We start from the raw sequence: 12,918 nt of genomic DNA, 5'->3' as shown, positions 1-12,918 counted from the left end.
TTTAACCTCGGCAATGCTGCATGTTCGATCCGCGTCCTTAAGCCTGCCAAGCTTCCCGAGCCAATCAACCATAGCTGCCGATCCAGGTTGATCTACAGCTATGGCTGCTATAGATTGGAATGAGCTTTTTTTCAAATCCAAACAAGTAGTTGGAGAGCGTTTCATGTCGGTCAATGGGGTGTTGAAGGCAATTTGCGCTCCTGTCTTCGTTCTCGCTGCAAGCCACGCCTGGGCCGGCACATGCGTCGATCCTGCGCTATCGCCTGCTGCGATCGCGCAGTTCAAGTCTGATCCGAAGTCGCTCGTGGCCCCCGAGAACGATACGCGTACGATTGAAAACCTTGTTCGAGACCTCGTCGGAACCGACGCAAAGCTCGGTGCCGACATCATTCAACTGGTTCCCGACACCACACCGCGCTTTCGATCCGCCATCGCCGCTGGTATGGCGCAGGGGGCAATAGCCTGTTCGAACGTGGACCAGGAAGCTGCCTTGTTGATCCAGCAGGCGGTCGCCAGCCTCGAAGATAGTGCGTTCCAAGCATCGTTCGCCGCGGTCGCAGGTGACCTGTCGACGGCTGCCGTTCAAGCAGCGGCCGCATCGGCGACCAGCGCGGTGGGAAGTGTGGTTATTACCAATCCCGGTGGTGCACGCATTCAGACGTCCTCCCCGCGTGGGGGAGGAGGGAGCACTGCCATCGCTCAGATCACATCTGTTGGCACCAGCATTCGCGCCATCAGCGGCACCAACTCGACCTCCACGACTGCAGCATCTCCCGTAAGCGCCAAGCGCTGAATTGCCTGACCAGCGACTGAGCCTGTCGAGGATTATAGATGAACGTCGCCGGCCCGTTTTCGCGCTACTCTGACACTCTCGCCAGTAGCAGCGTCTCTTCGTCCGGATCCGTTTCACTGCTCGACATTCGGGACTTTTTCAGCCGGCAATGGCGGCTGATCTTTCTGCTTACTCTGCTCGCGATCGGAGTCGGAGTTGCCTATCTCGCCGTGGCGCCCAAGCGCTACACGGCGCAGGCGGACATGATCATCGACACCAAGCGGGTGACGTGGAATCAGTCCTCGCTCGAGACGGAGAATCGATCGATCGATGACGCCGCAGTCGAGAGCGAAATCGAAACCACCAAGTCGGAACAGGTCGTTTCGGCTGTCATTCGTAACCTTCGTCTCACGGAAGACCCTGAGTTTATTGGAGCCGGTGAAGGTCTGAAACAGCGGCTGTTTGGTCTGGCGGGCCTGCCGTCTGGACCGGCCAGCGAGCCGACGAAGGAGGAGCTGCAGCAGCGCGCCATTGCCACCGTTAAGTCCAATCTGCGGATCACGCGACTGGGCCGAAGCTATATCGAGCAGATCGCCTACACCTCGCTCGATCCGGGTAAGGCGGCAAGAATCGCGAATGCATTTGCTGATGCCTATATTGAAGACCAGCTTCAGGCAAAGTTCGAGGCGACCCATCGTGCCAGCGTCTGGCTCGAGCAACGCATTGGCGAGCTGAAAAAGCAGGCCAGCGACGCTTTTCGCGACGTCCAGGACTACAAATCCCAGAACAGCATCATCATCGGCGTTGATGGCAAGCTGGCCAGCGACATCGAGCTTGATCAGCTGAGCACGGCCTTGGCAAAGGCGCGTGCCGATACGAGTCAGGCCAGGGCCAGGCTGGATCGAATCGAACGCGTGCTGGAGCAACGTCCTGACCCGAACAAGGAGAGCTTCAACATTCCGGATCCCGTCGTCACCGACGCGCTCAGCAGCCCGGTTATCACGAAGCTCCGGCAGCAATTCCTCGACGACAAGAACAAGGAAGCCGAGTGGAGCGCCCGATATGGCGCGGATCACCAGGCCGCCCGTAATCTGCGCGCCGAGATGGCCGCTTTGCAGCGTGCGATCTGGGATGAAGTCTCGCGCATTGCAGAGAGCTACAAGAGCGAACTTCAGATCGCCAAGAGCCAAGAAGAATCGATCGACAAGCGGATGCTGGATGTGTTTCAGCAATCGTCGTCGACGAGACAGTCGCAAGTCCGCCTTCGCGAACTCGAAACCGCAGCTAACACCTATCGCGGCATCTACGAGAGCTTCTTGTCGCGCTTCACGCAATCGGTCCAGCAGCAGTCTTTCCCGTCAACGGAAGCGCGGCTGGTGTCGTTGGCTACCCCCCCCAGCGCGCCCTCGTCCCCTAAGGCGGCGCTCACGATCGCGCTTGCGACGCTGTGCGGACTTGGATTGGGAGTCATGGCCGCGGTCGCACGCGAGCAGATGACCCGGCAAATCTATACGCGAGCCCAAGTCGAAAGCCTGCTGCGGACCAATTGCCTGGCCGTTCTACCGGCGTTTAGCCAAAGGAAAGTATCGCGGTCCAAACGCGGTACACGGCAGTCCGGCGCCTTTCGGCAGATCAGTGAAGTTGCGCCTTATTCCGCGACGGCAGAGGCCCTGCGCTATATCAAGGTCGCGATCGACTTGAACCCCGCTGGCGGTAAGGTGATTGGGATCGTCTCGGCGTTGCCGGGCGAAGGCAAGACGACAGTTGCTGCGGGTTTTGCCGCGTTCGTAGCTAAGAGTGGCGCCAAGACTCTGCTGATTGACGGCGACCTCCGCAATCCATCGATGACGTCGACGCTGGGCTACGAAGATGTCCCAGGCCTTCTCGACCTCGTTGCGGGCAAATCCAGTCTCGGTGACCTCGTCATCAGCGATATGACGAACAAGTTTGACTTTGTTCCGGCTTCGACCCGCATCAAGCCCTCGAACAGTTCGGATATTCTTACGTCCTCTCAATTCAAGCAGCTGCTGAAGACGGCGAGAAACGATTACGATTATGTTCTGATCGATTTGCCTCCGATTCTGCCCGTGGTCGATGTCAAGGCGGCAGCTCATCTCTTTGATGCATTCGTGATGGTCATTGAATGGGGCAGCACGTCTTCAGATGACATCGTAAAGGCGGCCTCGGCGTCGTCCGTGGTCTCGGAGCGTCTGCTCGGTGCCGTACTGAACAAGGCCAATGAAGCCATCATGCGCCGCTTCGAAGGTTATTCCGACAGGCACTATAATTATTACACGAACGAGAAGCCGGCCGAGGAGACGGTCTAACTTCTTCATGGTGTCGGTGCGCACGAACTTCACCCGAACTGTCCTGAACGCGATCCTTGTGCTGATGGGCTTGTCGGGCTCGGCCTGGGGTCTTCTCTCGGCCAAGGACGCTGCCATCTCCGACGATTTTGCCACCGTCGAAGCACGGCTGCTCCGATTTGAAACGTTCAACCCCGACGCGGCGACCCGCGCGCTTCAGTTGGCCCAGGACAATCGAGTAAGCGCCTGTGACAGCCACGCCCAGCATACTCTGCTGCTGCTCGAGATCCCCCTGTTGGACGCCGCGCTGCGCGCGGGTGCAGGCAAGGAGTTCGATGAGCGAATGGCGTCCATGGAAGCCCGCACCCGGCTGGCATTGAGTTGTGCACCCCGGGACTCGTTTGCCTGGCTGGTCGCGTTTGGACTCGCCATTGGTCACGGCCGTCTGGACGAGGGCGCATTCTCCCTGCTTGTGAGGTCCTACAAGACTGGCCCAAACGAGGCCTGGATTGGGGTGCGACGGATGATCATCGCCGCGCCCGTTCTAACGCAAGCTCCGAAGGCCGCCCAGGCAGAGATTCTAGATGAGTTCGGAACGCTGGTAAGCCGGGGCTTTGTGGACGTAACCGCAAAGGCCTATCTCAGCGCACCAAGTGCCGCCCAAACCCTGTTGAAATCTCGCGTCGCCCAGCTCGATCCCCGGATGCAAACGTTGTTTGCCAAGGCCCTTGAATCGCTTCGAAGGTAGTCATCGTTGAAGCGGGCGCGTCATCGCAAGGAGCTCTATCGGAGCCTCTGGGCAAATGCAGGCCTCCGCGCGCTTGGTGCCTGCGCCCGGCGCGTCTGAGCCAAGTCAGGGAGTTGTCCTTGGATCAAGGCTTCCCGCAGCAGGCATGGCGAAGGCCAAAGTTCTCCACGCCGCGGCCCGGCAGGTTCGATGTGCCAAGCGCTGGCCGGGAGAGCGATCTCCGTTTTTTGAGAACGCGAATGAATCGCAGCTCTTCCAGGGCCGGGTCGTTACGACGGACAGGGCCCCTTCCTCTGATGGTTGATAGTCTCATCCCGGCGGGGACGGGCACCGAAAGGCGGCGCTTCCTCCGCTCTGAGCGCGTGCCATTGCTCAAGCGTGGCCGCAGGGCCAAGCCGTATCCGGGAAACTACGGGGAGTGTCCTCGATCCTGACTTCGATGCTTTGCGGCCCAGAAACTCACATAGTTAATTTTAACCTTTCTCATCCTGCGGCGACCAATGATAGTGGTACCGGCAGGCGGTCGAAGTTCAGCGAGTGAGGGGTTAGGGATTTGTGTTGCCCATACAGCACTGCAGGCGCCATTTCGCGGCGAGAGCCTGGGCGGCATCGCGGATCAGATCATCTTACGCTAATAATTTCATTAGCTTAAAATTTTTAGCTTAACAGAAGGTTGCCTCCGGGAATGCTTCAGCGAAAATTGTGCAGCGCGAATCGATCTGATAAAAAAATCGTTAAAGGAGAGTAACGAAAGTTATTCAACGAGGGCCTACGATATTTTGTTTTCGGAGTACCCATATGAACAGTTTATCAGATACACGCTCGGATTTAAGGTATTCTACAGTTGTAGGTTCGCCTGCTCCGGTTGGAGTAATGTCCAAGCGTATTGTGGATATTGTTCTTGCGCTTAGCGGGATCATTCTACTGGCGCCGTTGCTTTTGATTTGTTACGTCGCGGTCGTTTTGTCTTCTCCGGGGCCCGCGCTATTCCGTCACAAGCGGGTGGGATTTAGCGGTAGGACCTTCGAGTGCTTGAAGTTCCGGACCATGGTGCCGGATGCATCAGAGCGTCTTCAGGAGCTCCTTGAGGCCGATCCCGCCGCTCAGGCCGAATGGGCTGCGACCCGCAAGCTGCAAAATGATCCCCGTGTCACCGCGATCGGCGCGCTCCTGCGCAAGTCGAGCCTCGACGAGCTGCCGCAACTCTACAACGTGCTCAGGGGCGAAATGAGCATCGTGGGGCCGCGTCCCGTGACCGAGGAGGAGCTGGATCGTTACGCAACGTCCCTGGACTCCTATCTGTCATGCCGCCCGGGAATTACCGGGTTGTGGCAGGTGAGTGGCCGCAGCGGCACGAGCTACGAGAAGCGCGTCGCCTGCGACGTCTATTACGCGCACAATTGGTCGATGGTGCTTGATGCCAAGATCATCGTGGTGACAATCCCGGCCTTGCTCTCGACGGATGGGGCATGCTGATCCGCGTCCCGTGCGCCAAGTGAATGCCGAAATCAGTCCCCACGACGGATGGCCTGAGACGGCCACGGTCTTCCAAGGCTGCCGCGGCGCGGGATCAAGCTGCTGCGCCGCCCTCGGAAGCGGGGCATAATGAGCCTTCAGAACACCTGCTCTTTACGTTAATTATTTGAAAACATTGCTCGTTTCTCGCTTTGCGCTTATCTCTCCGGGAGCCGCGAAGAATGAGCCGAATGAGCGATTTTCGTTCCGCAGATCGAACCAAAGGGCCGCGCGGTCAGCAGGGGGCGTCTTTGACGTTAAGGCGGAAGCTTTCTATTGCCGCGCTCGTGTTGACGATTCTGCTGGCCATGACGATGTGGCTGGCATTGCTCGGCTGGGGTACCATGGAAGTCGTGTTGACCGCGATGTCAGCAGTCGAGAAGATCTGGACCTCAGCCTTCTGATCACGGATTGACAGCGCTGGACTTGGCCCATCGGTTATCGGCTGCCCTTCGGGGCTGCAGCTCGCGTAAGCGCCCAAGGCATCGGACCGAGCGCTGACGATTTGGCTCTGCGGCGTGTCTGAGGCGACCAACTCAGCACAACGTGCATCGCGGGAGACAGAGCCGCTGCCCACGGCTGGCCGGCCCAACAATTGCTTATCGTAAACAGTTGCTTATCCTAGACAGTTGTCTGCCCCGTCCTAGGCAAAAATTTACACCCTTGCGGGACAATGAACACGGTTGGCGTACGCGTTGGCGGTCGCATGTTGCTCATTGAGGTGTCGCGCATGGCGCAGATCTGCAAGATTTTCATGTCGACGCTTCTGGGAGTGACCCTGTTGAGTGGCGACGCTCTCGCGCGTAACCGGGTGTCGCACGACCCGGTTCAGCAATCCTCGATCCCGGAGGGCGGGGCGACGCTGGCGCCATTCCAGCATGTGAGATTCTGCATTCGCTATCCTGCAGAGTGTAAATCGGACGCGGAAAGCAAAAGTCGAATCGAGCTTGATCCCTCAATCCTCGAGCTGCTCGCGCGAATAAACCGCGACGTCAACGTTGCAATCGCGCCGACGAACAAGAGCTATGATACCAATCTGTCCGACGGCTGGAGGCTCGCGCCCAGTTCGGGTGACTGTAACGACTATGCAGTGACCAAGCGCCACGAACTCGTCCAGATCGGTATTCCTGCGAGGGCGCTCCGTCTCTCCGTGGTCAGGACCTCTTCCGGAGTTGGGCACCTTGTTCTTGTCGTTGCGACGACAAAGGGCGACCTCGTCATGGATAATCTGACAGAGACGATTAGGAACTGGGAGAGTACCAATTACGACTGGATCAAGATCCAGTCGGCGCGTGACGCGCGATTCTGGAGCGAGGTCAAGCCGGACGGCGCAATGTCGCGGGCCCGTCACCTGCGCATAGCAGGCCGCTAACTCCCATCCGGCCGCTTTCTTTGCTCAGACTTTCCCTTGCGCCGCTCCGCCGGAGGGCAGCCGTCGAGAGGCGGAAGCTATAGAGAAGGCTGAGGCATCAGTGCGCGCAAGAATCAGGGCGCCTCTATCCCAAATCCGTGCTGCGCCGCAATTAGAGAATTAGCGCGCCAGTGACGCCTCACCATGTTCAGCCGTCGCCCGGGCCAAGCCAGATCCGAGGAGAATCGAGAACGGAATCAGATAGCCTGGTATCTGCAGCGAGAAGTCGATCAGTGAGTGCAAAAAGGTCAGCGCCACGACGCCCAGTACAGCGAATGCAGAACCCTCACTTCGATCCCTTGTTCTCAGTGAATAACGAAACAATATCACGAATGACCCGACGGCGGCCGCCAAAACCATGACGCCGATCGGAAGTCCCATCTCCAATGCGATCTCGATCGGAGTGGAGTGGGCAGATTCCCATACGCCCCAACCGCTCAGATCGGCGCTTCGCACCGAAGGAAAGACGTCTGCAAACGTTCCAGCTCCGTAACCCAGGAGAGGGCGGGCCAAAGTCGCCCCGATACTCGCGACATAGACGCTGAAGCGGCCGTCATCGAATAGCCCGTGACTGCCAATGCGGCCGCTTTGTCCGAGCCATAAGACAATGACGCAAATCGCCAGTGCAGCGACCGGAAGTGCATACGACAGGCGAAAGTTGAAAGTCTTTCTAACAAGAAGGAACAGGGCGAGAAAGGCACCTATACTGGTGCAGATGAGGCCTCCCCGCGAGGTTGTGAGGAGCGTGGCGCAAAAGCACAGCAGGGCCGCCGCAAAGAACAGCAGCGACCTGAAGGCGAGGGTCTCGTTCCAGGGCATGAGCAGCAGGAAGCGAATCGTGGGCGCTTCGATAACCCGCAGCGAGAGCACCGCCCTGCATAGCCACAAGATGAAGCCGACCCCCATAAAGGTCGCCGCCGTGTTACGGTTGATGAAGGTTGCCGTCAGCATACCCTGATACGCCTCCTTGGTCTCCCAGAGAACCAGGTTCGGCGTGAGAACCAGAGCCGCGATGCCATAAACGGCATAGGTCAAGATGACATAGCGCGCGACGCGAAACAGCGTATCGGTCCGACGACGCGACACCCCGACGAAAAACCCGTTCAGAACCCCGGCCCCGAGCAGCAAAAGATGCCCAAGGGCCTCACGTGTGATCTGCGCGCGTGCTGAGATCCGCTGCGGCAGCTGGAGGCCGAGCAATTCGTTGGCACTGCTCCAACTCGGATCAGCAAGCCGGCCGAAGAAACCCGGGACAATTTGCAGGCCCATGACACCGGCGTACACCCCGCAGCCCGTCAGAAAAACCAGCAACAGCCGCACCTGATTGGTGCTGAGGGGAATGCTGAGTCCAAGGATCACACCCAGCGACAAAACGACGACCCATATGACGACCGCGAGCTGGTCGACCGAACCGAAAAACAGGGGAGCGAGCGAAAATGCTCCCAGCGTCAACCAGAGCTGCAACGACCTCGCCATCCGCAGCGCAAATCCGGAGCGTTAACTGATCACGACGCCGTAGGGCTCGACAGCCTCTAGGCTTACCACCTGGTCTTGACCGCCGTGTTCACGCTCGTGACGGCGGCTGCCGTATTTCCAGTCGCGTTGGCCGTATTATTGATCAGGGTCAGCAGCTTGTAGTAGTCGACCACCTTCGCGTTCGCGACATACATGACGTCCTTGGTACGCATCTGGAAGCCAGAGGCCAAGAGAAGGCCTGATGGATCACGCAAGTTCACGTGATAGATTGTCGGAATCCGATCGTAGGGGAAACGATTGGTGTCGATTCCGAACTTCTGCAGCAACGGCCGATCCTCATAGCGGTAGATGAACACTTCGGCCGGATCGGACTGGTTATCATTGAGGCCACCCGCCTTGCCTATCGCCTGTGCGAGGGTCAGCGTCTCGGTGTCGAAGGCAATTTCGGAATTGAAACCGAAGACGTTCTGGTTGAGTGCCCCAAGCGCTGTAAAGGTCGGCGACTCGCGGGTGATGAAGATGACGTCATTCGGTCGGATGAAGATATTCTCATTCGGGTCGTGAACGATCCGGCTGAGGAGTACCTTCACCCGCTTCCCATCACGCTGCAACGTAATGTAGCTTTCAATCGCTTCATATTTGGGACCGCCGGCGCGTGCGATCAGCGCGAGCAGACGCTCGCCGACGCTGTTCAATGCTAGGACACCAGGGGTGTTGACGTCGCCCAGCACGCTCACCACGCTCGAATGCTGCTGATTGAGGCTGACGACGACCTGAGGCTCGATGGCGCGGTTGCGCAGGCGGGCAACGATAGCCTGCTGAATTTCCGGGAGCGTCCGGGCCGCCGCTGGAATCTCCCCTGCATAGGGAACGTAGATGTTGCCGTTCTGATCGACGGCCTGCGGGGGCAGATCAACAAAATTGCCGGGACGCGCGCCGGCCGCCGTCGCAGGGGTAAAGAGACCACCGGGCGCGGCCTCGAAGATCGAAATGTTCAGAACGTCGCCTACGCCTGCGACCTGCACCGGCTTAGGGCGCTTGTCTGGAAATGCGCCCTGAAAGCTGATCAGATTCGGCTGCGACAGAAACCCAATGGTATCGGCGCTTACGTCGACCAGAGCGTAGGGCAGCGCGGCGTTGGATCGCAGGCCCGCGGTCGCCGTTGCCTCGATTGCATCGCTCTTAGGACCGGTTCCCGGCAGGAGCGCGCAGCCCTGCAATATCATCACGACGGCTAGGCCGCACGCAGCTCGCGACACAATCTTCAACTTCTTCACGGCCCCGGATGCGTTCAAATGCACGTTGGCTGAGCCTGCAGAGTAGGACGGCTCGAGATTGGCAGGTTTGCCGGTCCCGGTCCTGAAGAGTGAGCTCTCGGATGCCATGCTTTTCTGTCGACTTCATTGGGCCAAACCTGCGCTTGGCCGAGCCAGTCCCCAAGTGGCAGGACCCTACAGGCGGAGGAACTTGACCGAAAGTGCGGGGTGGCAAAAGCGCACCACTTTTGGTCACAAGTTGCAGATGTGCCACAGCACCCTCGAGTTGAAAGTGTCGCGTCGGAGGAACGTCCGGCGCGGATCTCCGCCCATTCGATTCCTGATTGTATTCGCTGAAATTCGACCGTAGGTTGTGTTTCGATTCGTGTGTTCGACCCCAGGACCTCCGCGCACACCACCGGGCCAACTCTCGTTAAGGTTTTCCTAGGAATTTGCGTGGAAGATGGGTCTCGGATGCCTCGTTGGAGCCTCGAAACGAGGTAACACGGCGGTGATTGTACGGTACTTTGAAACCTCCGAATCGTGGTATACTTGAGTTTCGGTTGGGGATCAGCCATGGGATACGCTGCGATTGCGCTTGCCACCCTGGGATTAGGCTTGGGCCTGACGTCCCGTGTCTGGGCTCTATTCCCGGTTGTCATGGTGCTGTTCCTGGCAACGATCACCCTCGCCATTCAGCAGGCGTTGGGCCTGATGGAAGCGACTCTTTATACCGTGCTCGCTCAATTGATCATTCAGGCCTGCTATTTTGTCGGGCTGGTGGTTCGAGTGACATTCGGACCGCCGCGTCAGCCTGCAGTCAAGCTTGCCCGTAAGCCGTCAGTTCAGGCCTTCGGAAATCTGCGGGCACACCGGCTCGGTCGACGTGCGACCTGAATGATTCTGCCACCGGACAGTCCGGGCGGCAGATTTTGTATTGGTCTCGCCGGCGGATTGCCTGACGGGCGTGCACGTTTGGTACTCTCTCGGCCAGAAGGGGGTCTTCTTGAGAAGTAAGCTTTTCAGGTCCTGTCGGCCGGATGAGACCGACCGCCGGAGAGCTGTCATACGGTTGTAGCTTTAGATTGAAGGTGTTTCCTCCACATCGCCAGCATGTTCTGGGCTCATGCTTCGCCGTAATATGTGTAGCTTCGCTTGGGCTGCCCTTCGAGACGGCGCAGGGCTGCTTCATCTACCTTGTTGAGAACCACTCCCACAACCTTATCGGTGACGATGGGCGACTCCGATAAGGCGGCAAGTACGACGGATGCTGGCGTATCGTTCCATTTGATCATGAGGATCAGCGCGTCGAACATCGAGGCTGTCGCCACGACGTCAACAACGGGAAGGATCGGCGGCAGGTCGACCAGAACGTAATCATAACGATCTTGAGCAGCTTTAAGAGCATCCAGCACGCGTGTCGAGTTCAGAATGTCGGCGCCGCTTGCAGGCCGCAGGTGCGCGCTCGCGGGCATGAAATCAAAGCCGTACGCAAGGCTGGAGATAACGATCTGCTCGAGATCAGATTGGCCGGCGGCCAGTTCCAACAGCCCAGGCTGCCTGGTATATTCGAGCATTCTGGTCATCGCTGGATTGCGAAGGTCGCCATCAACCAGCAGCACGCTGTGTTGGTTCTTCGCCAGGAAGGCCGCTAGCCCGGCCAAAGTGGTCGTCTTTCCCTCGCCGGGAACTGCCGAAACCAGCCCGATGATCTTACCGCCTGCCTTCTTCAGATCCAGTGCGAGCTTGATGGCGCGAAGCGCCTCGGCCGTCGCCGAGAACGGGCTCGCGTCGGCGAGCTGCCGGAACGCGGCGGCTTCGGCCTTCATCTTGTTACGTACGCTTAACCTAAGGCGTTTCCTGCGGGCAATTGGCAGCGTCGCGAGGCAGGGCTTCTGTGTGAGACGCTCGAGCTCTTTCCGGGTGCGCAAGCCGCGGCCGGTCCTGTGTCTTACGAGCGAAGCAAGGATCCCGAATCCCAGGCCGTATACAGCCGATAAGATCACGATTTGACTCGATATCGGCGCAACACGAAATCCGGGACCTGCCTCGTGGACAATCCTCGATGAGTTCTGCGGCAGCGGCTGCTGCTGCGCGGTTTGCGCGAACCGAGCCAAAAAAGTCGCATAGTTGGTCTGGTAGACCTTCGCCGTGCTTTCTAGTTCCCGTAGCTTGGCCTGCAATTGCCGGGTTTCCGCCGACTGCTGAAACACTTCCCCCAGTTTCTTGTTCAGTTCGTCCTCATGCGACTTGGCAATCTCAACCTGACTCTTGTACCCCTCGGCGAGGCGTGCAACCTCGTCCCAGATCGCGTGCCGGCGAGCTGCCATTCGGTCCCGCAACTGAACGGCGGCCTGGTGATCTGGCCCATACCGCGAACTCAGTTCGGATTCCTTGTTCTTATCTTGTAGAAAGTCGTCCCTGAGCCCATTGATCACGGGGCTCTTCAGTGCATCCGGCACTGACGGGGCGGCGGCGAGGTCAAGAGCCTGCCCCGTGGTGCGTTGCGCGAGAACGTGCGTAATCTGCTCCAGCTTCGATTGAGCCTGGATGGTCTCTCCGCGCGATTTGGCCAGCTCTTTACTGAGCTTGTCCAACTCGACCTCGCTCGCGAGTCGGCCTTGCGAGCCGAGGATGATCGCATTCTGGAATTTGAAATCCTGCACAGCCTGTAAGGAGTCCAGAACCTGCCGGTGGAGCTCCGCCACGCGCTTTTCGAGCCACCCTCTCGTTCGGACCGCGGTTTCGAAATAGGACTGCAGCTGATCTTCGATATAGGCCTGAGCAACGGCATTGGCGATTTCGCCCGCGAGAATGGGATCTTGCGAGGTGTAGGTAATTTCCTCGATGTAACTTCGTCCTACGCGGACGATGCTAAGGTTGCGGCTGACCGTCGCCACCGCGCAGCGCAGACGCGCTTCGCTCGAACGCAGGCTCGAATCAGGCCCGGACAGAAACCTGAGCAGTCCGCGATCGGGGCATTCGAATTCAGGTCTTTGATCAAGATGAAGTCGCGATACGACTGTCGCGATGACTTTTTCAGACACCGTGGTTTCGATCTCGGTCTCGACCGCAGCGTCGTCGACGAGCAAGTTCTCGATGGTAAGGTCTGAGCGGATCCAGACATCCTTCTTGCTGCCAATCATGACGGAGGCTTGCGAGGCGTACTTCGCCGGGGTGAGAGCAATGTTGGCGAATCCGGCCCCGAGAGCCAAGGCCGTAGTCGTTATCATCAGGCGCCAATGGCGACGGAGAAATTCGCGCATTACGAGGAGAGCGCCTCGGGTGGAATCCGATTTATCGGCCGCGGCCGACAAGTTCGACTCCATCGTCTCGATTCCACTCATCGGGCGTACCCTTCTCAACCTCTCTACAGCAAGCATCCTTCAAGATCGCTCGCATATGTCGTTGCTTGCAAATGAGCCTGCCGAGAT

General features: G+C 58.6%; 10 protein-coding genes. 7 read left to right on the top strand and 3 right to left on the bottom strand.

Annotated features, from left to right (window positions below):
- Window positions 1–163 precede the first annotated feature (163 nt).
- The 6 genes from ACQR1Y_RS32485 to ACQR1Y_RS32460 all read left to right on the top strand — a co-directional run bounded on the left by ACQR1Y_RS32485 (window position 164) and on the right by ACQR1Y_RS32460 (window position 6,713).
- Window positions 164–793 (top strand): hypothetical protein, encoded by a 630-nt coding sequence (locus ACQR1Y_RS32485; RefSeq protein WP_434879656.1) that lies wholly within the window; start codon window positions 164–166, stop codon window positions 791–793.
- A gap of 38 nt (window positions 794–831) precedes the next feature.
- Window positions 832–3,099, top strand: coding sequence for a polysaccharide biosynthesis tyrosine autokinase (locus tag ACQR1Y_RS32480; protein ID WP_434879655.1), 2,268 nt, complete (start codon window positions 832–834; stop codon window positions 3,097–3,099).
- A 7-nt stretch (window positions 3,100–3,106) separates the two neighbouring features.
- Window positions 3,107–3,826 (top strand): hypothetical protein, encoded by a 720-nt coding sequence (locus tag ACQR1Y_RS32475; RefSeq protein ID WP_434879654.1) that lies wholly within the window; start codon window positions 3,107–3,109, stop codon window positions 3,824–3,826.
- An 873-nt stretch (window positions 3,827–4,699) separates the two neighbouring features.
- Window positions 4,700–5,302 (top strand): sugar transferase, encoded by a 603-nt coding sequence (locus tag ACQR1Y_RS32470; protein ID WP_434879653.1) that lies wholly within the window; start codon window positions 4,700–4,702, stop codon window positions 5,300–5,302.
- Between the two features lie 230 nt (window positions 5,303–5,532).
- On the top strand, window positions 5,533–5,745 hold the full coding sequence (locus ACQR1Y_RS32465; protein ID WP_434879652.1) for a hypothetical protein: 213 nt from the start codon (window positions 5,533–5,535) through the stop codon (window positions 5,743–5,745).
- Window positions 5,746–6,071: 326 nt separating this feature from the next.
- On the top strand, window positions 6,072–6,713 hold the full coding sequence (locus ACQR1Y_RS32460) for a transglutaminase-like cysteine peptidase (protein WP_434879651.1): 642 nt from the start codon (window positions 6,072–6,074) through the stop codon (window positions 6,711–6,713).
- A 159-nt stretch (window positions 6,714–6,872) separates the two neighbouring features.
- Here ACQR1Y_RS32460 and ACQR1Y_RS32455 read toward each other — a convergent pair whose 3' ends face one another.
- A complete protein-coding gene (locus ACQR1Y_RS32455) occupies window positions 6,873–8,216 on the bottom strand; it encodes an O-antigen ligase family protein (protein ID WP_434879650.1) in 1,344 nt (447 codons plus the stop codon).
- A gap of 74 nt (window positions 8,217–8,290) precedes the next feature.
- The gene (locus tag ACQR1Y_RS32450) at window positions 8,291–9,613 is read right to left on the bottom strand and encodes a polysaccharide biosynthesis/export family protein (RefSeq protein ID WP_434879649.1); all 1,323 of its coding nucleotides are present in this window, start codon (window positions 9,611–9,613) and stop codon (window positions 8,291–8,293) included.
- 447 nt (window positions 9,614–10,060) lie between these two features.
- Here ACQR1Y_RS32450 and ACQR1Y_RS32445 point away from each other — a divergent pair, with 447 nt between their 5' ends.
- Window positions 10,061–10,381, top strand: coding sequence for a hypothetical protein (locus ACQR1Y_RS32445; protein WP_434879648.1), 321 nt, complete (start codon window positions 10,061–10,063; stop codon window positions 10,379–10,381).
- A 227-nt stretch (window positions 10,382–10,608) separates the two neighbouring features.
- Here ACQR1Y_RS32445 and ACQR1Y_RS32440 read toward each other — a convergent pair whose 3' ends face one another.
- The gene (locus ACQR1Y_RS32440) at window positions 10,609–12,831 is read right to left on the bottom strand and encodes an AAA family ATPase (RefSeq protein ID WP_434879647.1); all 2,223 of its coding nucleotides are present in this window, start codon (window positions 12,829–12,831) and stop codon (window positions 10,609–10,611) included.
- Window positions 12,832–12,918 lie beyond the last annotated feature (87 nt).

Origin of the sequence: Bradyrhizobium sp. HKCCYLRH3099 (genome assembly GCF_051167855.1) — a bacterium.
Taxonomy (GTDB): domain Bacteria; phylum Pseudomonadota; class Alphaproteobacteria; order Rhizobiales; family Xanthobacteraceae; genus Bradyrhizobium.
The sequence above is the reverse complement of the archived record's forward strand: the minus strand, read 5'-3'. Positions and strand labels throughout refer to the sequence as shown.

Bases quoted from the DNA above. Each gene is read 5' to 3' on its own strand.
- ACQR1Y_RS32485 (WP_434879656.1), top strand. From the start codon at position 164: ATGTCGGTCAATGGGGTGTTGAAGGCAATTTGCGCTCCTGTCTTCGTT.
- ACQR1Y_RS32450 (WP_434879649.1), bottom strand. From the start codon at position 9,613: ATGGCATCCGAGAGCTCACTCTTCAGGACCGGGACCGGCAAACCTGCC.
- ACQR1Y_RS32445 (WP_434879648.1), top strand. From the start codon at position 10,061: ATGGGATACGCTGCGATTGCGCTTGCCACCCTGGGATTAGGCTTGGGC.
- ACQR1Y_RS32470 (WP_434879653.1), top strand. From the start codon at position 4,700: ATGTCCAAGCGTATTGTGGATATTGTTCTTGCGCTTAGCGGGATCATT.
- ACQR1Y_RS32440 (WP_434879647.1), bottom strand. From the start codon at position 12,831: ATGAGTGGAATCGAGACGATGGAGTCGAACTTGTCGGCCGCGGCCGAT.
- ACQR1Y_RS32465 (WP_434879652.1), top strand. From the start codon at position 5,533: ATGAGCGATTTTCGTTCCGCAGATCGAACCAAAGGGCCGCGCGGTCAG.
- ACQR1Y_RS32480 (WP_434879655.1), top strand. From the start codon at position 832: ATGAACGTCGCCGGCCCGTTTTCGCGCTACTCTGACACTCTCGCCAGT.
- ACQR1Y_RS32475 (WP_434879654.1), top strand. From the start codon at position 3,107: ATGGTGTCGGTGCGCACGAACTTCACCCGAACTGTCCTGAACGCGATC.
- ACQR1Y_RS32460 (WP_434879651.1), top strand. From the start codon at position 6,072: ATGGCGCAGATCTGCAAGATTTTCATGTCGACGCTTCTGGGAGTGACC.